This window comes from Bradyrhizobium sp. T-12 (assembly GCF_058314695.1).
This window is the reverse complement of the sequence record NZ_CM177756.1, coordinates 2,797,744-2,819,638: the sequence shown is the minus strand read 5'-3', so window position 1 is coordinate 2,819,638 and position 21,895 is coordinate 2,797,744. Positions and strand designations below refer to the sequence as shown.

Sequence of the window (21,895 nt, the reverse complement as noted above, 5' to 3'; positions counted from 1 at the left end):
CATCGGCGCGGTGTAAACAGGAGAAATCGGATGTCGCCACGTACCGAAGCAGCTCCCCGGCCGGCGCTTCCCCCGACGATCCCAGGCAGCGACGAGCGGCCTGATGCGAAGGCTCAGCAATCTCGCCCGTCGGCGGGGCTTCTCGGGCCATCGCAGGCACCTGCTGCGCCCCTCACCCTGCTCCCAACGGCGCAAACGACGGCAGCGTCGGTGGTCAGTCCGCAGGCCATTCAGACCGCGTCGGATATCGTTGCGGCGGCGCTCAAGGACGCCCACGGCGACGCCCTGAAGACGCTGCAGCATCTGAGTACGAGCTGTCAGCAGCAGCCCGATGACGTGCGACGACTGGTGTTGCAGGACGCCATGACGTCCTACCTCGTCAACGAAGCCGTCAAGCAGATCAACGCGCCGTTGGCCGACACTGCTCTGCTGCCGCGCCAGCGGGCGGACCGAGCCGTGCACAATCTCGCGGCGGCGGCCGCTCTCGTCGATCGCGAATTCGCCGCCACGCTCGCGGAATGGGCGGCAGTGGAGTATCGCCAGGGCGCCGGAAACCATCAGAGCTTGCCGACGCTCGCGGCGCTCGGACCGGACGGCCATGCCGACGTCGTTGCGCTCTGCGACCGGATCTCCGGCGCGAGCAGTGGCGATCGCGTGGTCGCGGACTTCGCATCCCTCACCGCATGGGATGCGGAGGCCGTGCTCAGCGCCATGCAGCGCGGAGGCGGCATGGCCTACGCGGTCGCCAATGCCCGTCAGGCCCGGGCGCAAGGCGGCGATGCATCTGAAGTGTTTCAGACCCTCGCCGCCGGGACACCGGGATCGCAGGCCGAGATTCAGCACAAGACGAAATCCGACGTCGAGGCGCTCGCCAAGCATGACGGCGAACTGGCTTGGCTGTCGACCACACTGGGCCCGGCTGTCTCCGCGGAGCAGTCGCAAGCGGCGATGAATGCCTATTTCGCGCATAAGGGCCCGGAATGGCGAACCGAACACGACCGCTTGAATCAGGCGCTCATCGACGACGGCAGCAAATTGGTCCGGCACATGATCGCGCTGGGCAAGCTGACGGGCAAACTGAACGCCGGCCCCGAATTGCTCGGCCAGTGGATGGCCATTGCGAACGACAAGTCCGCACGCCTGGCAATCGAGATGGCGATTCAGGCAGACCCAAATCTGCAGAAGGACGAATCGCTGAGCGATATCGCCGACATGCTCAAGTCTATCAAGGACCACGACGGCTCTGCCTTCTCGCTGGCAACCGCAGGCAAACTCGGCTTTCTCGGCTTGCGGCTCACCAACGTCGCCGCAGGCGTGATCGTGCGCCGGATGGTGTCCAGCAAGCTCGCTGGTCTCAGCGTGACGGACCCGAAACGGATCGAAAAGGCGATGGAGGCCATCAAGGGATTGGCGGATACGCGCCTCGCGAGACTGTTGGGAGTTTCCAAGCCCGAGCTCGACAAGGCCGTCGCCGCCGTGACGAAGGTTTCGCGCCTGGCTACCGACGATGCTGCAGCGCTCGCGAGCTTGGAGGCCGAGTTGAAAGCAGCCGGACGCACCGCCGGCGCCTTCGCGCGGGAAACCCCGGCCGGCAAGTTGATGCGCGGCCTTGCGCTCGGGGTGGTTGCCCTCAACCTGTACAATACCATTAGCCTCGGGCATCTCGACCTGAACGGCGTGGCCAAGACCGGGGTGCTCGGCGCCCTCGCGGCGCAGAGGCTTAGTGAATCGTTGGTCAGTGTCGGTTGGGCCGACGCCACCAAGGGATTTGGACGGTTGGCCGGCGCGAAAGTGAGCGGCGTGGCCGCCGGCGAGGTCTTGATTGGTGTGTTCGCGCTGATCGAAGCCGTGAACAGCGTGCGCTCCGGTTTTGGACTCGGCGTTCCCCAGGACACCGCTGCAGCCCTGGCTTCCGCCGGCTCGGCCATCGGATTCGGTGCCGCGGTCGCACCGGCGTTCGGCGCGGCATCCTGGGCTGGACCCGCGGGAATTGCCGTCGCGACAGTATCGGTGGTCGGCAAGGCAGTCTACGACGGGCACAAAGCAGCTCATCAATACGAAGAGCCCATGCGAATCATGCTGCGCGCGGCCGGCTTCAACCCGTTGGCAGCGAGCGAACTGAGCAAGCAAAGCGACTATTTGACCGCGCTTCCCGGCGGCTCCCAAGTCGCCTTCCTCGCCCGATATGCAGAATACCGGCAGATGACGCCCGATCAGCTTCTCTCCTGGATCAACGGCCTCAATGCCGGCCAGCTGCGGCAGCTCTCCGAGAGCGTGCTGTCCGAGCTCGGACAGGGTGAGGACGGCCGCGACAGATCCGCTGAGGTCGGGCCGCAATGGGCCGGTGCGGCGATCGCCAAGGGCGTGAATTACGGGCTGGATCAGGACACCATCTTCGGGGTCTTCGACCACGGGCTCGATCGCGAGCGAATTCCTCATCCGCTGGCTGAGGAGATAAATCCCTATCGCTAGGGTCGATCGTCGGCCGCGGGATGAAAGCTTCCAGCCTCTGTCATCCCCGGCACAATTCCGATCAAGCAACCGTGTCAGCAATGTGTGCAGGCACGCGCGACAGGCGACATCGGCTGACGCGACAGCATGGGAGAAGACACAATGAGCAGTGAAGTCAGTAGCTCCACACCCCAACAGCCGGTGCACCTGCCGTCCCCGATCGAGGTTGCTGAAGCGCCTGCGGCCGGCAAGCCGGTCTCCGGCGGGATTGCCACGCAGAAGACAACGCCTCCGCCTGCCCCGCCCGAACCACGCACAGAGCTCGAGATAACGGCGGAGCACAGCGCCAGAGCGGCCAGGGATGCGGTCGCGCGCTACAGGCAGGACAAGAAAGAAATGGAAGCGATCGAGCAGTCGGACCTGCCGCGGAAGGCAAAGCAGGAAAAGCTGGAAGCCCTCAGGCCCAGCCTCGACCATCATTGGGCCGAAGCGTATCGGCTCACCAAATCCAATTTCGAGCCGCAGGATCTGATGCTTCGACCGGCCTGGGATGCATTGCAGAAGGTCAAGGGGGAACTGGAACAAGCCAAAAAGGGAAATGACCAACAGGCGATCCACGCGGCAGCACACAAATATGCGAACACCTACGACACCTATATAGGCGCCCAACAGCGCCACACCGAGGCATTCAATCTAAAGAATAGCAAATATTGGTAGACGTGAAGCGGAGCCAGACCGAACTGCGTGCTCCCCGACCGCTGCAGCGGACGTGACCGCTCTCGCCGCACGATCCGCCACGCTACGCTTCGTCTTCAAGCGCGGCCACCGCCGTCGGCGCCGCTTGCGATTTCGAACAGGAGGGACAGGATGGGCGATGGGATCGTACGTCCACAAGATCAACCGCTGCACGTCCAGGCGCAGATCCGCGTCGCACAAGCACCCGCGCCGGGCAAGCCAATCTCCAGCGGAATCGCCTCGCAAACGACGCCGCCGCCTGCGTCGGAACCCTTCAATCTCAACCACGAGATCGTCGAAGCGCTCAACAAGGCGACGGTCGATGCGCTCACCGTTTACGAGACCGACATCGGGACGAGGCGAGCGATCGAGCAATCGAACCTGGCACCCGCCACGAAGCAACACAAGCTGGCTCAGCTCCGACCCGCGCTCGAACGTCACGCCACCGAAGCGCGGAACATGGCCGACGCGAATGTCGAATGGCAGCAACGATTCCTGCGGCAGGCATGGGATGCGAAGCGCGAGGCCGGTGAGGCCTCGAAGCGCGCAGGAAAGACGCTTTGGCTCGCCAGGCACACCGTCCACTCGGAAACGCCTGGCGCCGCGCAATATTTCGACTCCGTCTACGGGGAAGTGGACAGGACGAGGATACAAAAGGAGCGGACCGAAAACGTCTATGACGAGGCGCAACGCCACGCCAGAGAGGCCCATAAGCTCCAATTGAGAGTCTATCACCTTCTGGGCGTCAAGCCGCCGCCGCTTCCCCTCGAATAGACGAGAGTTGCTCCGCAACGCCGGGGCCTGCGCATCGGAGCGGCGCAGCCTGCAAAACAGACCGGCGCTGTAACTCCTGCGACACGGGGCCGATGGAGCCGGGGCTATCGTGCCGGCACCGGGTTCAAGGACCTCATCGCCATGTCGATACTGGATGGACTGCCGAAGACCGAGGCCGATTGGCGCCGCCGGATCGAGATCGCCGCTCCGGTCGCGCAAGGGCTGATCGACGGCCTCGCGCTTCCGCCGAAGGTGCGGACCGTCCTCAAGCTGATGTCGGAAGGCATGGCGTTGGCCGACATCTGCGGCCTTACCAGCGAGGAGCGCGACGCCATGTTCATCCGCGGCTGCCGGATGATCCAGGCCGGCGACGTCAAAAAGGGGCGCGAGTGGATGATTGTGCTGCATCAGCTCGAACCGCTCGACGCCCGCGTCATCTACGCGATCGCCCTCACCTATCAGAGCGAAGGCAACGTCGCGCTCGCCGCCAAGCTCTACGTGCATTTCATCGCCCTCGACGCCGCCAATCCGGAGGGACATCTGCGGCTCGGCGAGTGCCTATTGTCCGCCCGCGAATATGATGGCGCGATCGCGCATTTCGCGGTGGGCGAACGGCTCAGCCGCGGCAGCAATGCGGCCGCCGCGGCACACGCCGTACGGATGCATGCGCATGCCATCGAGCGCCGCTCCGCGCAGAGGCACGCAGGCCGGGCCGCGCGATAGCGAATAGTCACCACCAGCAAGAGCAGTTCGCCATGGACGTCGCAGTCAAGCCAGCTTCGCCGATCTCGACCGGACAAATTGCGCCGCAGGTCGCGCCGGTCGATCCGAAAGTCGGCGCCGGTGTGGCCGGTGCCGTCGCCGGCAGCGGCAACCTGCCGCCGCCAGGCGGCGTTGCCGACGACCTCGGCGCGGCCTTCGCCAGCCTCGCCGGATTCATGCCGAACCAGGAGAGCCCGGAGCTGGTCTGCGCGGTCGCCGCCGCCAAGATCGCGGAGATTCTGGGCAAGGCAAGCCGTGACGAGATCAAGGTGGACGACCAGCGCCGCCAGGAGGTGGTTGCCCGGCGAATGGCGGCCGCGCAGAAGGCGATCGACGAGCTCGCCAAGCAGTCGGACGGCTCGTTCTGGGATGATCTCTCGAGCGTCTGCGACGCGATCGCCACGGCCCTCAGCATCGTCGCGGGAGGGGCCGCAATCGCAACCGGCGTCGGCGGACCGATCGGCGTGTTGCTGATCGCTTCCGGTGTCTGTGGGTTGATATCCGCGACCGATAGCATGCTGAACATGACGAACGGGCACGGCATTGCGGGCAACCTTCATCTGTTGATGCACCCGGGCGACGAGGATGGCGCCAAAGAGGCCGATGAAGGCTTCCACCTCGCATTCGGTATCGCGCAGACGACTGTCGGCCTGATGACGCTGGCATGCGGCAACCCAGCCGAGATCCAGAATGACATTCTCCTGGCCACCAATCTCGTGAAATTCGGAGGCGATGTGACGGCCGCCTATATCGATTACGAGAACGCCGGCCACCAGGCTGCAAGCAGGCGGGCGCATGCCGATCAAGAGATCGCCCAGGCCACGATCGAGCAGATCGACGAGTACGTGCAGCAGGCCATCAAGCGCCTGACGACCACGAGCGAGAGTTGGAGCCACGTCCTCCAGGACACGGCCGAGACCCTGCGCAACAAGGCAAACGTGACGTCGCGGGTTCGCTTCGCCTGACCATCCATTCACGCAAGGAGACACCAGATCATGATCGAGACCATTCGAAATTCCGGCCCTCGGCTCGACCAGCCGTTGCAGGACGATGCGCAACCGGTTGGCAGAACCGGCCGTCACACCGCTTCGGGCATCTCCAGCCTGCAAGGCACCGTTCCGCCATCCACGGCCTCGGCGTCGCCGAGCGTAGCGTTGGCCTTTGCGCCGACCTCCAAGGTTGCAGCAACCGTGTACGACGGCGCGGTGGACGGTGCCGCTGGCCGTTTCGCTGCCGCGGCGAGCGCCCTGGACCCCGCAATCGCAGCGAGCGGCGACGCGGGCCTCGCACTGTCGCCACTGGATGCCGCCCGTGCCCTGTTCAAGGCGGCTCTGGAATCGAACAATCACCAGCAGGACGACGCCCTCCAGAAGCGCAAGGACGCCATGGAGGTTGCGCGCGGGAAGGAATTGGCACAGGCCGCGCAGGAAAGGGCGGCCGCCAAGGACATCGACAGCAACTCTTGGAAGCAATTCGGAGCCGCGGCGACTGCCGCCGGCGCCGGTTTGGCAGCCTCCAAGTGGAACAACGACTGGCTCCTAGCGGGCTCCAAGGTGCTTGACGCTCGCGCGCAGAAGTATGGTGCGGCGACCCAAGCAGATACCAAGATTCATGACGCGGAGGGTCACCTCGCCGCGTCCGACGCCGCAGCCGCCAACAGCCAGAAAGCCGACGCCAACGACCTGACCGAGCGGCTGCGCCAGCAGTTTCAGCAGTTGTTCCAGGCCTTGTCGGAGATGCGGGCCGAGAAGGCCAACCAGCTTCGCGCGTTGGTCTGATCCGCCGGTCTGAAAGCGGCGAAGCGCGCGGGGCTCGATGAGCACATCCTTCATGATCGCACAAGCGTGCCGCACCGCCACCCGGCGGCTGCGGCACGGCCATCGAGACGGCCCGCGATGAACGACGAATTTCATCGCCTGATCGAAACGCTTTGGCAGTCGCTCGGCCTGTCGCCGCCCCGTTTCCGGTCCGGCGACGGCGCCTCGCTCAGCGTCGACGGCATCTCCGTCGCGCTGACACTGAGCCATGACGAACGCCATGTCGTGGTCTGCGCTCCGGTTGGCACACTCTCCGACGATCCCCTCGTGATGGAGGAGCAGATCGTCCGCCTGCTCAAGTCCAACCTGCGATGCCTGCCCTACCGGCGCGCCTGTTGTCGCATCGACAACGGATGCTCGCCGCCGGCCGTCAGGATCGAGGCGATCTCGCCCTGCCTGCGCGACGCGATGACCCGCCTGGTCGAGACCATCGGCGACGTCGCGCATATGGCGGTGGACTATGCCGCGGAGCTCGGCCATCCCAAGGCGCCGCGTTTGCGGGTGCCCGCGCCGAGCCAAGGCCATGACGAGACCATTCTGATTTTCCGACCCTGACGCCCGTCGGCCCAAGGCCGCCAATGATTGCCGGAGTCGAACCAATTGCCGAACGACTCATTGCGTGGAGAAGGCCTATGAGGACCATCACGTCCGACGCGGCGAGCAGCCTCGGAAGGTTTCTTGTCAGGGACTTTCACTCGATGTTCGGGCCGGCCGCCAGCACGCTGGCGGATCAGCTCGGATCGCTCGCGCGCATGACCATCGAATGCGTCGCAAGGAGCGATGCGCTCTATCACAATTACGAGCACACCTGGCTGGTGACGATGGCCGGCCGCGACATCCTGCACGGCCTGATGATGTCGCGGCGGATCGAGCCTTCCGACTACATGCACCTGATCCTGGCCTGCCTGTTCCACGACATCGGCTATGTCCGCGGCATCCTCGGCGGCGATACGGCCGAGGAGTTCGTCGCACACGAGGATGGTCGGAGGATCAGGCTTGCCCGCGGCGCCTCCGACGCCGCGCTGATGGGCTGTCACGTCAACCGCTCGAAGATGTACGTGCGCGAACGGCTGGCCAATATTCCCGGCATCGATGCCAACCGCATCGCCGACGCGATCGAATTCACGCGGTTTCCACCCTCGCCGGCCGACAGGTCCGCGACGACCGATTTCGTGCCGCGGCTGGTCCAGGCGGCGGACTTCATCGGCCAGCTCGGCGATCCCATGTATCCGCGCAAGGTGAATGCGCTGTTCTACGAATTCGAGGAGAACGGCCGCAACCGGCAACTCGGCTATTCCTCTCCCGCCGACCTCGTCGACAAATATCCCGAGTTCTTCTGGAACACCGTCTCGACCTATGTCGGCGACGGCATGACGTATTTGAACCTGACCATCTCGGGCCGGCAATGGATCGCCAATCTGCATCATCATGTGCTGTGCGCAGAGCACGCGCTGCGCATGATGGGTCCGCAGCTCGGGCCAAACAAGGCCGCGCGCGCGGCGCGGCAGAGGTCGTTGTCTCCGACTCTCTCCGGCGCGGGGTAGAGGCGCAAGTGCGCCTTTGCCTACCCTACGAGGCGGACGGCGCCCGCACCGTCAGCTCGTAGGTCACGCCGTCGGGCAGAAAGCCGCCGAGCCAGTTGTAGCCGCTCTTCTCCAGCTGCGGGAACAGGAACATCGGCTCGCGGCTGAGGAACGCGGTCAGCGTTTCTCCGGGCCCCAGCGTCTCGGCCGCGGCGAGGATTTTGGTCATCGGCTCCGGCGGATCGAGCTGTCTGGTGTCGAGCCGGATTTTCGACTCCGGCCATTGGATGCTGGGCCGCGCTTGCGACGCCGGCGCTTCGGCAGGTGCCCCGGTCGGTGTGAACAGCACCTGCCAATCGCCTCCGCCGATCTCCGTCGCGGAATGGGCAAAGCCCTTGCCGGCCATCACGTCGAACAAGGGCACGGGCTTGAAGGGCGCGTACAGCCGGATGCCCTGGCCCGGTTTTGCACTTTCAACAGCGGCCATGATCGTCGAAAAAGGCTCGCCCCCGGCGCGCAGGATCGGACGAACATCGACGTCAAGATACTCCGTCATCTCTCGTCCCTTTCCTGCAACGCCGCGCCATCAATCGACTGAAACCGCCCAGCCTCTCGGCGCCGGCGCAAGCGACGACGGCTCCGCGACCTGCACCGCGCCTGCGTCTTGCAGGGCCGCGACCACCGCCCGTGCGACGAGGTCCTCGATCCCAGGTCCGCTGCCCATGATGCCCGCGAACACGATGTCGCGGCGGCCGAGCCGCGCAACCAGCTTCGGCGCATCCTTGGCGCCATGCAGGCCTTCGCCGGAGAACAGGCCAAGGACGATCGCGGGCCCGCTGATCGATGCCGCGGCCTCTTCGAGCGACGGTTGCTCTTCCAGGAAGGCGACGACGACCTTCCGGCAGACCGCCCGCGTCTCGATCTCACGCGCGACCTGCTCGGTGGCCTGGCGCGAGGCTGGATTGCGCTTCGAGCCGTGCGCCAGCAGGACGAAGGTGCAGTGCTCCGGCGCGAAACCATGGTCGCGCGCGCAAGCCACGGCCTGATCGCACAGCAAATCCGGCAGGCCCGGATCGAGCCCGAGCGGCGGCAGCATGTCGATCCTGCGGCCATCGCCCCTGGCTTCGTCGAGAAGCTGGACCAGACGGTCACGGGTGAAATAGCCGCTGGAGGCAAATAGCGGATAGACCAGGATTCGACCGGCCGTCAGCGTCTCCAGGGCTTCCCGGATGCCTGGTTTGCCCGAGATAAAGCCGACGGCGACCTCGGCCACCAGGCCGCGCGCGGCCAGCGCGTGCGCAAGCTGGAACGCGCCCGTGTTGCCGGCACCCGGCCGCCGCTCGCCATGGGCTGCCAACAGCAATGCGATCGACGGGACGCTGCCCGGCTGCTCAATGACTGGTGCCATCGGAAAACGTGATCTTGTTCCAGACGTTGTATTTGCCCGAAGGACGCGACATCGGAATACGCTTCACCTCGGTAAAGGTTGCCGCATCATAGACCACCAGCGCGCCCTGGTCCTCCCAGATCGACACCAGGGCATAGCGCCCGTATCTGTCGAATTCGACATGCGCAGCGGTCTTGCCGGGTTCCGGCGTGACGCGACGGACCACTTCCAGCGAGCGCTTGTCGATGATCGAGAGCGTGTCCTTGCCGGCGCCCATCATGCTGTCGGTCCAGGCATAGGGCGTGTTCTCGTGGCTCCGCATGAAGAAGCCGGGGCCAGGCGTCTCGATCACCTTGATCTGCGACCAGTCCTGCATGTCCAGCACGCTGATCTTGCCGGCTTTCAAGAGCGGCGTCGCCATCACCAGCCGGCCGTTCCACGTCCAGGAGATCCCCGAGCCGAGATGGGGCAGCCCCGGCAGATCGAGCTGCTTGATATCGCGCCCGACCGTCAGGTTGACCACGATCGCCCTGCCCTCGCGCGCCGAGCCGATCAGATTGCGATAGGGCGGATCGAAGAAGAAGTCGTCGAGCGGCTCCGGGGTCTCGATCCGGCGCAGCGCGAAGAGCCCCTGCGAGGACGGCAGCGCCTCGATCATGCCCTTCTCGTGGCTGTGCACGAAGCCGGCATAGACCGGGCCGGCGTTCGGATCGGTCGCGATCTCCCAGATCTCGGGAACGTCCTTCAGCGCCGCGATGAAGCTGTTGCGCGAGGGCGCCTGGTACACCGCGGAGACCCGCGAGGACGTCCCCAGGCGGTCCTTCACGTCAAAGATCTTCTCGACCGACAAATCGTCCGCCGAGAGCATCACCAGCGTGTGGGGCAGATAATTGGCGACCGCGATGTGTTTGCCGTCGCGCGAGATCGCGATGTTGCGCGAATTGATTCCGGCGCGCACCTCGGTGAGCATGGTCAGCGTCCAGAGATCGTATTTGCTGACCCAGCCGTCGCGCGACATGAAGAACACGTAGCGCCCGTCGGGGGTGAATTTCGGACCGCCATGCAGCGCAAAACGCGTCTGGAAGCGCGCCAGCGGCTCGATGCGGTCGCCGTCCAGGATCGTCGCGTGGTGATCGCCGGCCTCGACCACGACGAACAGGTTCATCGGGTCGGCTTCGAAGCGTGGCCGCTCCAGTGGCGGTGCCTTGGCATGTACGACGCGGCTGGCGTCGATCTCGGCCGCGCCCCAGGCCGGCACCGCGGGCAATGGCGATGAGACATAGGCCACGAGCGCCGCGATCTCGTCCTTGGAGAGCTTATTGGAAAAGCCCGGCATCTGGGTGGCGGTCCGTCCGTCGGCAATCACCGCGGCGGCCCGCGCCCCCATCATGCGGCCGAGATTTTCCGGGAGCAGTGCCGGCCCGAGACGGCCAAGCCGGTCCGCGCCGTGGCATTCGGCGCAATTGTCCGCGAACAGCTTTGCCGCATCCGGCTCGGCGCGCGCAGGACCTGCCAGCACGAGGAGCGCGAGAGCGAGGAGACTGCGATCAAACAGAGAGCGGCGCTTCATGACGTGTTCCGCGATAGATGCTGGTCTTGACCCGGTCGCTTGGTGCCGCAAGGCCGATCTCGGCATCGCTGAGATAACAGCCGGGATCCTCCGCCCAGGCGTCGCCGGTGATCCGCTGGGCGCGCACGCGGGTGTTGCCGTTGCAGATGTCGAAATGAGAACAGGCGCCGCAGCGTCCGGAGACGCGACGCGGCTTCTGCTTCAGGCCCGCCATGATCGGATCGGAGGTGTCCGGCCAGATCTCGGAGAAGGCCCGCGTCTTCACGTTGCCCAGCGTATGGTGCCACCACATCGTGTCCGGGTGCACATTGCCGAGATTGTCGATATTGGCGACGTTGACGCCGGAGGAATTGCCGCCCCAGCGCACGAGTTTTGCGCGCAAGCTCGCCGCGCGATCGGGAACGGTTCGCTCGGCCCAATGCAGCAGGTAGACCGCGTCGGCATCGTTGTTGCCGGTCACGATCTCCATCTCGCTGCCCGACTGCGCCCAGCGCCAGGCACGGGCGATCACCATGTCCATGCGATCGCGCGTCGTCTGCCACATGGCGTCGTCGCCGCGGTTCTTGTTGCCGCGGCCGGCATAGACGAGGTGCGAGAGGTAGAATTTTGGAAAGTTCTCCTGCTCGACCAGATCGAGCAGGCGCGGCAGCTCGGCCGCGTTGTCCTCCGTCATGGTGAAGCGGACGCCGACCTTGATGCCGCGGTCGCGCAGCAGCCGCAGGCCGTTCAGCGCCTCCTGATAGGCGCCCTGCTTGCGGCGGAAGCGGTCGTGGGTCTCGCCGATGCCGTCGAGGGAGATGCCGACATAGTCGTAGCCGATGTCGCGGATGCGGTCGGCCATGGCGGCGTCGACCAGGGTGCCGTTCGACGACAGGCCGACATAGAACCGCATCGCCTTGGCGCGCGCCGAGATCTCGAAGATGTCGCGCCGCATCAACGGCTCGCCGCCCGACAGGATCAGCACCGGCACGCGGAACGCCTTGAGGTCATCCATCACGCCGAACACTTGCGCGGTGGACAGCTCGCCGGGAAAGTCGACGTCGCCCGAGATCGAGTAGCAGTGCTTGCAGGTGAGATTGCAGCGGCGGATCAGGTTCCAGATCACGACCGGTCCCGGTGGCTGCCGAACCGGTCCGCTCGGGGCCGGCTCGTCCAGCTCGCGTAAATATTGGCTGAGGCGAAACATGACCGGCTCCCGTCGTCAGGCAGCAATGCGAAGGCCGGTCTTCTTCAAGATCCGGGTCGAGAACAGAACCTCGTGGGCCCGCGCGGCGGGACCGACCAGCACGGCGATCTCGGCGACCTTCGCCCTCACCTCGTCGCGCGTCCGGCCATGGACCATGGCAAAGAGATTGTAGGGCCAGAGCGGCAGATGACGCGGCCGCTCATAGCAATGCGTGACGAAATCGAGCGCGCCGACCCCGGCGCCGATATCGGCAACGGCCTCATCGGCGATGTCCCATACGGACATGCCGTTGGCGGTGGTGCCGAGCGCATAGTGATTGGGGATCGCCCCGATGCGGCGGATCGCCCCGTCGTCGAGCAAACGCGCGAGGCGGCGGACGATTTCGGCCTCGTCGAGGCCGAGTTCGTCGGCGAGCGCGCGGTACGGTTCTGCGACGAGCGGAAGACCCGCCTGCGTGGCGGCGATCAGCTTGCGATCGATGGCATCGAGCATGTCTAGACCTCCACGCGGAAACCGACGAAGAACTCGCGCGTCTTGGGCATCGCGCGCACGGCAAGGCCCGTCTCCCGCTCGATCTCCGCAATCACCTGATCGATGCGTTCGGGAGCATCCGTCGACACGACGAACCACATGTTGAGCTCGTGATCGCGCTGGTAATTGTGCGCGATCTCGGGATGGGCGTTGACGAGCCCGGCGACCTCGTCGAACCGCTCGGGCGGGACGGCGATGGCGGCAAGACAAACGGCGCCGCCGAGGGCTTCGGCATTCCAGAGCGGCCCGAAGCGGCTGAGCTGTCCGCCGGCGAGCAGGTTGCCGATCTCCTCGATCATTTCGCCTTCGCTCAATCCCAGCTGCGCGCCGGCATCGCGGTACGGCCGGTGCGTCAGGGGGAAGCCGCCCTGCAGGCCATTGATGATCGCCCTTTCGGTCGGGTCCAGCGCGCGCATCAATTCGTCTCCTTAGGCCGCGAGAAGACCGCGCCGCGCTGCTTGAAGCAGCGCTTCGAGAACAGCACGGCCTGTTGCATCAGGCCGGTATCGGCGAGCAGATTCACTTCGTCGAGCGCGGCATAGGCTTCGTCGCGCGATCGCGCATGCACCATGCAGAACAGGTTGTACGGCCAGACCGTCGGCCGGCGCGGACGCTGGTAGCACAGCGTCACGCTGGGATGTCGGGCGAAAATCGCGGCGACATCGTCGATGGTCTCGTCCGGAATATTCCAGACCGCCATCGCATTCGACCGGAAGCCGAGCTTGTCATGGCGGACCACGCAGCCGAAGCGCGTCACGACGCCGGCGGCGACCAGGTGCTCCAGCCGCGCGATGACCTCGGCCTGGCCGAGCGCGAGCTGATCGGCGACCGCACGATAGGGATGCTCGACCAGCGGCAGTCCGTTCTCGATCGCGGCGAGGATGCGCTGGTCGCGCGGATCGGGGCGATAGTCCCCGGCGGCCGGCGCCGTGCGCTTCTGCGCGCGCGGCTCGCACAACGAAAAGCCGAGGCCGAGATGATAGGCCTGCACCATCGGCAGATCCACGACGGGGAGCCCCGTCTGCGCCTCGATCCTGTCGATGGTCTCTGTGAGCGCCTCGGCATCGCCGCCGGCGACCACGAACCACAGGTTCAGATCGTGCTCGCGCTCGTAATTGTGCGTGACCAGCGGCTCGCGGCTGACGATCTCGGCGACCTGATCGAGACGATCCGGCGGGACATGCAGCGCGGCGAGCGTGCTCGCGCCCACCGTGTTGGGGCGGACCACGGCCCCGACGCGGGAGATCAGATCGTGCGCCCGCATGCGACGGAACACGCCGATCGTCGCCTGCTCGTCGAGCGCGGCGGAACGGCCGACGATCTCGAACGGTTTCGCGACAAGCGGAAAATCGTGCTGCCAGCGATCGATCAGGGCGAGTTCGACGGAGCTTGGCGTCATTGTCCGATCCTCGTCGCGCGTGCGGTGAAGAAGATTCCCGACGGCTTCTGTGCCGGGATCTCGGTCTTTTTCACGAAAGAAGTGGCGTCATAGACATCGATGCGATCGGCATCGCGCACCGAGACCCAGACCTCGTTGCCGCGCGGGGTGAACTCCATGTGGAGCACCGCAGGCCCGGGCGTCAGGCGATGGATCACCTTCAGCGTCTCAGTGTCGACGATCTCGACCGTGTCGTTGAAGGGGTGCGCGTAGTTCACCCAGACATGGCGCCCGTCCGGCCGCGCCACGGCAAACACCGGCTGTCCGTGGGTGGCGGTGCGTCCGACCTCCGCAAAGCTGCGTAGATCGACCGCGATCAATTCGTGATGACCGACGGCGGGAAGCAGCAGCTTGTCGCCCACCGCGCCCCAGCCTTCCAGATGTGGCATCTTGTAGACCGGCAGCGCCTCCTGACCGCGGCCATAGCCGTTGAGGATGCGCTCGGCCTTCAGGGGCGCGCGCCAGGTATCGACGTGCACGACGCCGTCCTCGCCGAACAGACCCGCGAGATAATGGCGGCCGTCTGGCGTGACGTTGCCGTCATAAGGCAGCTTGCCGACATTGGTCAGCCTGGTGATTGCAGGCGTTTCGACATTGGTGAGATCGGCGATCCAGATCTCGCCGGCGTCGTAGAGCGCCCAGGCAAAACGCCGTCCGGGCAGGTCGACCAGCCCGACCGTCTTCGAGGCTTTGCCGCCCTCACCGATTGCCGGAATGTTGGCGACGGGATCGAGCGTCCTGGCGTCGAACACCTTCACTCCGCCCGGCTCGTAGTTCGAGACCGCGATCAGCGCGCCATCGTCGGAGATGGCGCCGCCGATGGAATTGCCGGCCTGCACGATGCGCTTGGCGATCGTGCTCGTGAGCATATCGACCTTGGTGAGGCCGCCGTCACGTCCGAAGACATAGGCGTAGCGCTGATCCGGCGAAAACACCGCGGAGGCATGCGAGAGATCGCCGAGCCCCTCGACACGGCCGATCGATTTGCGTTCGGTGGCGTCGACGATCAGCACCGAACCCGCCGCCCGCTCCACCACGAGGCCGAGATTGCCCGTGCCGCGCAGCTCGGCTGCACTCGCGAGCATCGGCATCAGCAGCAACAACGCCAGACACCATCGCGCCATAACTCTCATGGCAGATCTCCCTGCTGCAGGCGCTCTACGATCCAGCGCGCGTCCGCTTCGCTCAGCAGCGGGCGCCAGGGCGGCATCGGCGTGCCCGGCACGCCGTCGAGGACGATGCTGACGAGCTGGTCGCGATTCCAGGCGCGCAAATGATCCGGCGTCAGCGGCTTGCCGAGCCCGCCCTTCAGCGTCAGCCCGTGGCAGGAGCCGCAGTCCTGCCGCACCAGACTGGCGAGCCTTGCGGCATTGGCATTTGCTTCGCCCGCAGCGGCCGGCCCGATCGCAACGACTGACGCCAGGGCGACGCTAGGCCACAACTGAGATCGCCTCGCAAGTTGCCGCATCGCTCCGCGCGCTCCGTTCTGACGCGAGCCCTGCGACCTTTCCGATGATGAAAAGGACGGGACCGCTGAAGGAGACGTCTTTCAGAGCGACCGGAAGCGCCTCCAAGGGAGCACATATTCTGCTTTCCTGCGGCGTCGTACCTTGACACACCGCAAGCACCGGAGTGGTTTCCGGCAATCCCTGCGCGATCAGATTGCGGACGATCTCGGGAATATTGGCCAGGCCCATATAGACGACGAGCGTCGTGTCGGGATCGGCGAGGCTCTTCCAGTCGAGATCGAGCGGCGCGTTCGCCTTGCGATGGCCGGTCACATAGCGCACGCCGGAGGCCATGCCGCGATGCGTCAGCGGCATCCGCGCGGCCGCGGCGCAGCCCTGTGCCGCGGTGATGCCCGGCACCACCTCATAGGCAATGCCTGCCAGCTCGAGCTCGGCTGCTTCCTCCGAGCCGCGCCCGAAAATGAAGGGGTCGCCGCCTTTGAGCCGGACGACCGTGCGGCCGGCGCGCGCCAGCCGGACCAGCATCTCGTTGATCTCCTCCTGCGGCACCGGGTGATGGGCCGCCTGCTTGCCGACATTGATCTGCAGCACCCCGTCCGCGATGGTCGACAGGATCTCGGGCGGCACCAGACGGTCATAGACGACGACGTCGGCCTCACCAATCGCGCGGACCGCCTTCAGCGTGAGCAGCTCCGGGTCACCGGGACCGGCGCCGACGAGATAGACCTTTCCAACAGCCATGATGCGCTCCGCCGAAAACCATCTGCGAAAAAGCAGGCTGGTGCGGCGATCGCTCGCCGCACCAGCCCATGCTTGTCAGTAGACGTCGTTACGGGTGTTGAAGACGTTGAACTTGCCGGTCGGGGTGACCAGTCGCCGGTCACGAATGACCGTCTTCAGGGTCAGCGTCTTGTCGTCGACGACCACGATGGCGGAGTCCTGCGCCTTGTTGTTCCAGACCGAGAACCAGATCTCGGTGCCGTCCTTGTTGTACTCGCCCTGCACCACGCGGCGCGCGCCTTCCGAAATGCCGGACCATTGGCCGATCGGCAGCACCTTGTAGGTCGGCTTCTCCTTGGCGAGATCCTTGATCTTGAACACCGCGACCGACGAGGAAATCTCGGCGTCCGTGTTCAAGGGCGTGTCGACATAGAGGTTCTCCGACTTCGGATGCGTCTTGATGAAGAGCGATCCGCCGCCCTGCCCGTCGACCGTCTGCACGACCTTCCAGGCGAACTGCTTGTGCTTATCGGGATCCGTGCCGATGAAGGAGATATGCTCGCTGCCGAGATGGCTCGTCGCCCACACCGGCCCGAACTTGGGATGCTCGAGGTTGGCGCCGCGTCCGGGATGCGGGGTCTGGCCGCCGGTTTCGACGACGCCGACCAGCTTGTCTTCCTTGGTGTCGACGATCGCGACCTTGTGGCGAGCGTTCGCCGCGACCAGGAAGTAGCGGCCGGTCTTGTCGAAGCCGCCGTCATGCAGGAAGCGCTCGGCCTCGATCGACGTCACCTTCAGGTTCTTGAGATCCTGATAGTTGACGAGCAGGACCTGGCCGGTTTCCTTCACGTTGACGACGAATTCCGGCTTGAAGTGCGAGGCCACGATGGAGGCCACGCGCGGCTCCGGATGATATTCCTGCGTATCTTCCGTCATGCCGCGGGTCGAGACCACCTTGATCGGCTCGAGCGTCGCGCCGTCCATCAGCACGTATTGCGGCGGCCAGTAGGCTCCGGCGATCGCAAACTTGTCCTCATAGCCCTTGAACTTCGAGGTTTCGACCGAGCGCGCCTCTGTGCCGATCTTGAGCTCGGCCACCGTCTGCGGCGGGTCCATCCAGAGGTCGATCAGGTTGAGCTTGGAGTCGCGGCCGATGATGTAGAGATAGCGGCCCGACGCCGACATGCGCGAGATGTGCACGGCATAGCCGGACTTGATGATGTGCTCGATCTTCTTGGTGGTGCCGTCGATCAAGGCGATTTCACCGGCATCACGCAGCGTCACCGAGAACAGATTGTCGATGTCGAGCTTGTTCATCTTCTTGGTCGGACGCTGTGCGACCGGAACCAGGACCTTCCAGCTGTCCTTCATCTCCTTCATGCCGAACTCCGGCGGCTGCGCCGGGGTGTTCAGGAGGTAGCGCGCCATCAGGTCGATATCGGCGGCCTCGAGCTGGCCCGAGGTGCCCCAGTTCGGCATGCCGCCGGGCGAGCCATAGGTGATGAAGTCACGCAGATAGTCGAAGCCGAGCTTCTTGGTGAGATCCGGCGTCAGCGGCTTGCCGGTCGCGCCCTTGCGCAGCACGCCATGGCATCCGGCACAACGTTCGAAATAGATCTGGTTGGCCTTGTCGAACTCGGCCTTGGTGAGGTTGGGATCGCCCGGCTTGGTGCCGGGCTGCTCGGTCGCGCCCTTGCCGAGAACGTCCAGGCTCGGCTGGTACTGGCCGCCCGGTGTCGTCTTGTGCTGCTCGACGTCGGCAGGTTTCGGCGCCGGGGCCTGCTGCTGCGCGTAGCCGGCCGTCGTCGCACTCAGAAGCAAAAGGCCCGCTGCGGCTACGCCGCCCGCAAGCTTTGGAAACAGGGAAGCTCGGCCTCGCATTACATTCCTCCAGCATGAGAATCCGATGGGAGCCTTATGCAGGGAATTCGACGAACTCTCCTTGACCGCGGTTAATCGCAACATTGATCCACCTCAATGCGCGCGGCCAACAACGCTGCCTGATCCCAGCATGCGATCGCCTGGAATCATCTCCGCCGCCGCACGGCATGTCCTGTCCGCGCTGGCGGCGCTCGCGTCGATGGTGTGCGCTGCAAACGCAGCCGATCTCAGCGTCGCCGCGAAGTTCTTCTCCGAGCCCGTCGTGATCGATCGTGCCGACGGCAAGCCGCCGGCGGCGATCGTACGTGCCGCGGACGGGCGCTTGCTCGGCTACGCCTTTTCAAGCCTCGATGTCTCCGGCTCCGTCGGCTACGCAGGCCGGCCGCTCGACATCGTCGCGGCCGTGACGCCCGATGGCATCGTTGCCGGCGCGGAGATCGTCGCGCATGAAGAACCGATCCTCGTGATCGGGATTCCCCGCGATGCGCTCGCGGCCTATGTCGCCAATTTCCGCGGCTTCGACGTGCGCGGCGGCACCACGCTCAAACCCGCCGGCGAGTCCGCGCGCGGCCCGCACGCCGTCGCCGGCGCGACCATCACGAGCACCGTGATCCGCGATGCGATCGTGCGCTCGGCACGCGCCGTGCTGCGCAGCCGCACCAATGCGCCGGAGCGGGCTGCGCGGCTCGACCGAGAGACCCTGCGCCGGCTATCCTGGTCCTCACTGCTCGCCGAAGGCGCGGTGCAGCGACGGCTCGTGAGCCGCGGCGAAGCGGCAAAGCTGCTCGGGACGCGGGACAATGAACCCGACAAGGCCTTCATCGATCTCTGGATGGCGCTCGCCACGCCGCCGCCGATCGGCGAGAGCCTGCTCGGCCAGCGGACTTACGAAAGCGAGACGGCGAAGATCGGCCCCGATGACGACCTGCTCCTGATCGGCGCATCCGGGCTCTATTCGTTCAAGGGCACGGAATGGCGCCAATCCGGGACCTTCACCCGGATCGAGATCGTCCAGGGTTCGCGGACCCTGCGTCTCAAGCCGGCCGATCACACGGCGGTGGAGTCGCTGCACGCCGCCGGCGCGCCGGAGCTGCGTGAGATCGCGGTGTTCCGCATTCCGCAGGCGAGCGGCTTCGATGCGACCAAGCCGTTCCGGCTCGACGTCGATCTCGGCGCCGGCGCCGCAGCGAGCGGCGCCACCCTGGTCTCGCTCGATTATCGCATTCCCGATCGCTATTTGATCGCCGCACCTAGCGAGCCGCCCGCGGCATCGACGACGGCCGCGCCCGCTCCGGTCCAGACGGTGTGGCAGGAGATCTGGTGGGCGCGACGCTACGAGATCGGCGTGCTCGGCGCGATGCTGACCGTGCTCGCCGGCATCCTGATCTTCCAGGACGCGGTGACGGCACATGGCGTGTTTTACTACCGGCTCCGGACCTTCTATCTGCTCACGACACTGGTGTTCCTCGGCTTCATCGCCAACGCGCAGCTCTCGGTCGTCAACGTCCTGACCTTCATCCACGCCCTGCTCTCCGGCTTCCGCTGGGAGCTGTTCCTGCTCGATCCCCTGGTGTTCCTGCTCTGGAGCTTCGTCGCATTCAGCATGCTGTTCTGGGGCCGCGGCGTATTCTGCGGCTGGCTTTGCCCGTTCGGCACATTGCAGGAGCTCACCAATCAGCTCGCGCGCCGGCTCGGCATCAAGCAGATCGAGATCCCGTTCGGGCTGCACGAGCGGCTGTGGATGATCAAATATGTTCTGTTCGTCGCCATCCTCGCGATCTCGCTGCGTTCGATCCTGACGGCCTTCCAGCTCGCCGAGGTCGAGCCGTTCAAGACGGCGATCACCATGAAGTTCCTGCGGGAGTGGCCGTTCGGCGTTTACGCCGGATTGCTGCTGCTGGCTGGCTTGTTCGTCGAGCGCTTCTACTGCCGCTATCTTTGCCCGCTCGGCGCGGCGCTGGCGATCCCGGCGCGGATGCGGATGTTCGAATGGCTCAAGCGCTACCGGGAATGCGGTTCGGAATGTCACGTCTGCGCACGGCGCTGCACCGTGCAGGCAATTCATCCGCTCGGCCAGATCAACCCCAACGAATGCATCTACTGCCTGAAGTGCCAGGCCAATTATTTCGACCAGGACGTCTGCCTGCATCTGAAGAAGCGCGCACAGCGGCGCCAACCATTGCCGCAAGCCCCTTCCCCGCCGTCATGAGGAGACACGATGCTCCCTGATCATCCGACACGACGTCGCGCCATCACGATCCTCGCATCGGCCGCCGCAGTCGCCATCGCGGGTCCTGCCCGTCCGGCCCGAGCCGATTTCGAATGGCGGGGCACCGCCATGGGCGCGGATGCGCGGATCCTGTTCAGCGACATCGAGCCGGAGAGTGCAAAGGGCATCGCCGCGCTGGTCGAGGCAGAGATCGATCGCCTGGAAAAAGCGCTGAGCCTGTTCCAATCCGGATCGGAGCTGTGCAGGCTCAATCGTGCCGGCGCGCTCGCCGAGCCGGGCGGCGATCTGCGTCGCGCCGTGGCGCTGGCGCTGGAGATCGCGGATGTCACGGGCGGCCTGTTCGATCCGACCGTGCAGGCGCTATGGGAAGCCCATGTCGATTGGTTCGCGGACAAGACCCACACCGCCCTGCCGCCGCAAGCCGTCCTTGCCGACGCGCGGCGGGCGGTGGACTGGCGGCGCGTCCGGCTCGAAACGGATTCAATTCGTTTGGGCGAAAACCAGCGCCTGACGCTCAATGGTCTCGGCCAGGGTTACGTCACCGACCGCGTGGCGGAGCTGCTGGCGGCCAAGGGGTTCAGCAACATCCTGGTCGATCTCGGCGAGATGCGGGCGCTTGCCCCTCAGCGCGACGGATCGCCATGGCTGATCGCGCGCGGCGGCGCCGATCCGCTGCATCTGGCGGAAGGCGCCCTCGCCACCTCCGAAGCCTCGGGCTGCGTGCTCGGTGCCGAAGGCACGGCGCATCATCTGTTCGATCCGCGCAGCGGCCGCAGCGCCGCGCATTGGCGCACCATCACCGTGCACCATTGCTCGGCCGCAATGGCCGACGCGTTGTCGACGGCGCTTTCCATCGCGTCCGCGGAGGAGATCGAGACCTTGCTGCCACGGTTGAGCGGCACCGCGATCTGGGCCACCGATCCGGCCGGGCATCACTCAACCTGGGCCGTCGGCCAACACGACGGCATCGTCGGCTGAGCGACGATGCGCGCCGGTCTCCAGTTGGTCTTGGATTACTTCGTCTTGCCGTCGGCGTCGTATTGCTTGAGAAACGCCCAGAGATTCTTGGCTTCGGCCTCGTTCTTGATGCCGGCGAACGCCATCTTGGTGTTGGGCACCTTGGCCTTGGGATCCTTGATATAATCGAGGAAGCTCGCCTCATCCCAGGTGATGCCGGAACTCTTGTTCGCGTCGGAATAATTGTAGCCGGCAATCGATCCCGATTTGCGGCCGTCGAGACCATTGAGCACAGGGCCGACCTTGTTCTTCGCGGTCGCGCCGACGTCGTGACAACTGGCGCATTTCTTGAACGCGGTGGCGCCCGCCGTCACATCCTGCGCGTAAGCAGCACTGCCCGAAGCCGCAGCGACTGCAACTGCGATCAAAACACGCCTCATTTCGTCGTCTCCTGTTTGAGTGGT

Annotated in this window: 22 protein-coding genes; 10 read left to right on the top strand and 12 right to left on the bottom strand. The window is 65.4% G+C overall.

What is annotated here, in order from left to right; translation table 11 throughout:
- Nucleotides 1-30 precede the first annotated feature (30 nt).
- The 8 genes from AC0WRY_RS13115 to AC0WRY_RS13080 all read left to right on the top strand — a co-directional run bounded on the left by AC0WRY_RS13115 (nt 31) and on the right by AC0WRY_RS13080 (nt 8,083).
- Nucleotides 31-2,472, top strand: a complete 2,442-nt coding sequence (locus tag AC0WRY_RS13115) for a hypothetical protein (protein ID WP_491123211.1) — start codon at nt 31-33, stop codon at nt 2,470-2,472.
- A gap of 141 nt (nt 2,473-2,613) precedes the next feature.
- Nucleotides 2,614-3,168: a hypothetical protein gene (locus tag AC0WRY_RS13110; protein WP_491123210.1), complete on the top strand. Its 555-nt coding sequence runs from the start codon at nt 2,614-2,616 to the stop codon at nt 3,166-3,168.
- Between the two features lie 150 nt (nt 3,169-3,318).
- A complete protein-coding gene (locus AC0WRY_RS13105; RefSeq protein WP_491123209.1) occupies nt 3,319-3,960 on the top strand; it encodes a hypothetical protein in 642 nt (213 codons plus the stop codon).
- Between the two features lie 141 nt (nt 3,961-4,101).
- Complete coding sequence (locus tag AC0WRY_RS13100; protein ID WP_491123208.1) at nt 4,102-4,683, top strand: tetratricopeptide repeat protein; 582 nt, start codon at nt 4,102-4,104, stop codon at nt 4,681-4,683.
- 32 nt (nt 4,684-4,715) lie between these two features.
- The gene (locus tag AC0WRY_RS13095) at nt 4,716-5,687 is read left to right on the top strand and encodes a hypothetical protein (RefSeq protein WP_491123207.1); all 972 of its coding nucleotides are present in this window, start codon (nt 4,716-4,718) and stop codon (nt 5,685-5,687) included.
- A gap of 30 nt (nt 5,688-5,717) precedes the next feature.
- Nucleotides 5,718-6,500: a hypothetical protein gene (locus tag AC0WRY_RS13090; protein WP_491123206.1), complete on the top strand. Its 783-nt coding sequence runs from the start codon at nt 5,718-5,720 to the stop codon at nt 6,498-6,500.
- 117 nt (nt 6,501-6,617) lie between these two features.
- Nucleotides 6,618-7,094: a type III secretion system chaperone gene (locus AC0WRY_RS13085; protein WP_491123205.1), complete on the top strand. Its 477-nt coding sequence runs from the start codon at nt 6,618-6,620 to the stop codon at nt 7,092-7,094.
- A gap of 77 nt (nt 7,095-7,171) precedes the next feature.
- The gene (locus AC0WRY_RS13080) at nt 7,172-8,083 is read left to right on the top strand and encodes an HD domain-containing protein (RefSeq protein ID WP_491123204.1); all 912 of its coding nucleotides are present in this window, start codon (nt 7,172-7,174) and stop codon (nt 8,081-8,083) included.
- 25 nt (nt 8,084-8,108) lie between these two features.
- Here AC0WRY_RS13080 and AC0WRY_RS13075 read toward each other — a convergent pair whose 3' ends face one another.
- The 11 genes from AC0WRY_RS13075 to AC0WRY_RS13025 form a co-directional block, all read right to left on the bottom strand.
- Nucleotides 8,109-8,618 carry a DUF2249 domain-containing protein gene (locus AC0WRY_RS13075; RefSeq protein ID WP_491123203.1) on the bottom strand — a complete coding sequence of 170 codons (510 nt, stop codon included), beginning with the start codon at nt 8,616-8,618 and terminating at the stop codon, nt 8,109-8,111.
- A gap of 30 nt (nt 8,619-8,648) precedes the next feature.
- Nucleotides 8,649-9,470 (bottom strand): CbiX/SirB N-terminal domain-containing protein, encoded by an 822-nt coding sequence (locus AC0WRY_RS13070; RefSeq protein WP_491123202.1) that lies wholly within the window; start codon nt 9,468-9,470, stop codon nt 8,649-8,651.
- The gene (locus AC0WRY_RS13065; RefSeq protein WP_491123201.1) at nt 9,454-11,019 is read right to left on the bottom strand and encodes a cytochrome D1 domain-containing protein; all 1,566 of its coding nucleotides are present in this window, start codon (nt 11,017-11,019) and stop codon (nt 9,454-9,456) included. The genes AC0WRY_RS13070 and AC0WRY_RS13065 overlap by 17 nt, the downstream gene beginning before the upstream one ends.
- Nucleotides 10,997-12,205, bottom strand: coding sequence for a heme d1 biosynthesis radical SAM protein NirJ (nirJ, locus tag AC0WRY_RS13060; RefSeq protein WP_491123200.1), 1,209 nt, complete (start codon nt 12,203-12,205; stop codon nt 10,997-10,999). The genes AC0WRY_RS13065 and nirJ overlap by 23 nt, the downstream gene beginning before the upstream one ends.
- Nucleotides 12,206-12,220: 15 nt before the next feature.
- Nucleotides 12,221-12,697 (bottom strand): siroheme decarboxylase subunit beta, encoded by a 477-nt coding sequence (gene ahbB, locus AC0WRY_RS13055; RefSeq protein ID WP_491123199.1) that lies wholly within the window; start codon nt 12,695-12,697, stop codon nt 12,221-12,223.
- Between the two features lie 2 nt (nt 12,698-12,699).
- Nucleotides 12,700-13,152: an Lrp/AsnC family transcriptional regulator gene (locus AC0WRY_RS13050; protein ID WP_194407366.1), complete on the bottom strand. Its 453-nt coding sequence runs from the start codon at nt 13,150-13,152 to the stop codon at nt 12,700-12,702.
- Nucleotides 13,152-14,135 (bottom strand): siroheme decarboxylase subunit beta, encoded by a 984-nt coding sequence (gene ahbB, locus AC0WRY_RS13045; protein WP_194407365.1) that lies wholly within the window; start codon nt 14,133-14,135, stop codon nt 13,152-13,154. Before ahbB (AC0WRY_RS13045) ends, AC0WRY_RS13050 begins: the two co-directional genes overlap by 1 nt.
- Nucleotides 14,132-15,307, bottom strand: coding sequence for a cytochrome D1 domain-containing protein (locus tag AC0WRY_RS13040; protein ID WP_194407364.1), 1,176 nt, complete (start codon nt 15,305-15,307; stop codon nt 14,132-14,134). The genes ahbB (AC0WRY_RS13045) and AC0WRY_RS13040 overlap by 4 nt, the downstream gene beginning before the upstream one ends.
- A complete protein-coding gene (locus AC0WRY_RS13035) occupies nt 15,304-15,615 on the bottom strand; it encodes a c-type cytochrome (RefSeq protein ID WP_491123198.1) in 312 nt (103 codons plus the stop codon). Before AC0WRY_RS13035 ends, AC0WRY_RS13040 begins: the two co-directional genes overlap by 4 nt.
- On the bottom strand, nt 15,605-16,384 hold the full coding sequence (gene cobA, locus AC0WRY_RS13030) for a uroporphyrinogen-III C-methyltransferase (protein ID WP_491123197.1): 780 nt from the start codon (nt 16,382-16,384) through the stop codon (nt 15,605-15,607). Before cobA ends, AC0WRY_RS13035 begins: the two co-directional genes overlap by 11 nt.
- Nucleotides 16,385-16,459: 75 nt before the next feature.
- A complete protein-coding gene (locus tag AC0WRY_RS13025; protein ID WP_491123196.1) occupies nt 16,460-18,244 on the bottom strand; it encodes a cytochrome D1 domain-containing protein in 1,785 nt (594 codons plus the stop codon).
- Between the two features lie 130 nt (nt 18,245-18,374).
- On the opposite strand from AC0WRY_RS13025, the gene AC0WRY_RS13020 reads away from it, so the two are divergent.
- Both AC0WRY_RS13020 and AC0WRY_RS13015 read left to right on the top strand, forming a co-directional pair.
- Nucleotides 18,375-20,453: a 4Fe-4S binding protein gene (locus AC0WRY_RS13020; protein ID WP_491123195.1), complete on the top strand. Its 2,079-nt coding sequence runs from the start codon at nt 18,375-18,377 to the stop codon at nt 20,451-20,453.
- Nucleotides 20,454-20,462: 9 nt separating this feature from the next.
- Nucleotides 20,463-21,452, top strand: a complete 990-nt coding sequence (locus AC0WRY_RS13015) for an FAD:protein FMN transferase (RefSeq protein WP_491123194.1) — start codon at nt 20,463-20,465, stop codon at nt 21,450-21,452.
- A 35-nt stretch (nt 21,453-21,487) separates the two neighbouring features.
- Here the strand turns inward: AC0WRY_RS13015 and AC0WRY_RS13010 are convergent, their stop codons facing one another.
- Nucleotides 21,488-21,871, bottom strand: a complete 384-nt coding sequence (locus AC0WRY_RS13010; protein WP_491123193.1) for a c-type cytochrome — start codon at nt 21,869-21,871, stop codon at nt 21,488-21,490.
- Nucleotides 21,872-21,895: the final 24 nt, after the last annotated feature.

What these genes read in the sequence shown, in the direction of transcription:
- AC0WRY_RS13020 (WP_491123195.1), top strand. Translation starts at nt 18,375, where the DNA reads ATGCGATCGCCTGGAATCATCTCCGCCGCCGCACGGCATGTCCTGTCC.
- cobA (WP_491123197.1), bottom strand. Translation starts at nt 16,384, where the DNA reads ATGGCTGTTGGAAAGGTCTATCTCGTCGGCGCCGGTCCCGGTGACCCG.
- AC0WRY_RS13010 (WP_491123193.1), bottom strand. Translation starts at nt 21,871, where the DNA reads ATGAGGCGTGTTTTGATCGCAGTTGCAGTCGCTGCGGCTTCGGGCAGT.
- AC0WRY_RS13050 (WP_194407366.1), bottom strand. Translation starts at nt 13,152, where the DNA reads ATGCGCGCGCTGGACCCGACCGAAAGGGCGATCATCAATGGCCTGCAG.
- AC0WRY_RS13080 (WP_491123204.1), top strand. Translation starts at nt 7,172, where the DNA reads ATGAGGACCATCACGTCCGACGCGGCGAGCAGCCTCGGAAGGTTTCTT.
- AC0WRY_RS13095 (WP_491123207.1), top strand. Translation starts at nt 4,716, where the DNA reads ATGGACGTCGCAGTCAAGCCAGCTTCGCCGATCTCGACCGGACAAATT.
- AC0WRY_RS13065 (WP_491123201.1), bottom strand. Translation starts at nt 11,019, where the DNA reads ATGAAGCGCCGCTCTCTGTTTGATCGCAGTCTCCTCGCTCTCGCGCTC.
- AC0WRY_RS13070 (WP_491123202.1), bottom strand. Translation starts at nt 9,470, where the DNA reads ATGGCACCAGTCATTGAGCAGCCGGGCAGCGTCCCGTCGATCGCATTG.
- AC0WRY_RS13105 (WP_491123209.1), top strand. Translation starts at nt 3,319, where the DNA reads ATGGGCGATGGGATCGTACGTCCACAAGATCAACCGCTGCACGTCCAG.
- AC0WRY_RS13100 (WP_491123208.1), top strand. Translation starts at nt 4,102, where the DNA reads ATGTCGATACTGGATGGACTGCCGAAGACCGAGGCCGATTGGCGCCGC.
- AC0WRY_RS13085 (WP_491123205.1), top strand. Translation starts at nt 6,618, where the DNA reads ATGAACGACGAATTTCATCGCCTGATCGAAACGCTTTGGCAGTCGCTC.
- AC0WRY_RS13075 (WP_491123203.1), bottom strand. Translation starts at nt 8,618, where the DNA reads ATGACGGAGTATCTTGACGTCGATGTTCGTCCGATCCTGCGCGCCGGG.
- AC0WRY_RS13015 (WP_491123194.1), top strand. Translation starts at nt 20,463, where the DNA reads ATGCTCCCTGATCATCCGACACGACGTCGCGCCATCACGATCCTCGCA.
- AC0WRY_RS13090 (WP_491123206.1), top strand. Translation starts at nt 5,718, where the DNA reads ATGATCGAGACCATTCGAAATTCCGGCCCTCGGCTCGACCAGCCGTTG.
- AC0WRY_RS13040 (WP_194407364.1), bottom strand. Translation starts at nt 15,307, where the DNA reads ATGAGAGTTATGGCGCGATGGTGTCTGGCGTTGTTGCTGCTGATGCCG.
- AC0WRY_RS13110 (WP_491123210.1), top strand. Translation starts at nt 2,614, where the DNA reads ATGAGCAGTGAAGTCAGTAGCTCCACACCCCAACAGCCGGTGCACCTG.
- nirJ (WP_491123200.1), bottom strand. Translation starts at nt 12,205, where the DNA reads ATGTTTCGCCTCAGCCAATATTTACGCGAGCTGGACGAGCCGGCCCCG.
- ahbB (WP_194407365.1), bottom strand. Translation starts at nt 14,135, where the DNA reads ATGACGCCAAGCTCCGTCGAACTCGCCCTGATCGATCGCTGGCAGCAC.
- AC0WRY_RS13025 (WP_491123196.1), bottom strand. Translation starts at nt 18,244, where the DNA reads ATGCGAGGCCGAGCTTCCCTGTTTCCAAAGCTTGCGGGCGGCGTAGCC.
- ahbB (WP_491123199.1), bottom strand. Translation starts at nt 12,697, where the DNA reads ATGCTCGATGCCATCGATCGCAAGCTGATCGCCGCCACGCAGGCGGGT.
- AC0WRY_RS13115 (WP_491123211.1), top strand. Translation starts at nt 31, where the DNA reads ATGTCGCCACGTACCGAAGCAGCTCCCCGGCCGGCGCTTCCCCCGACG.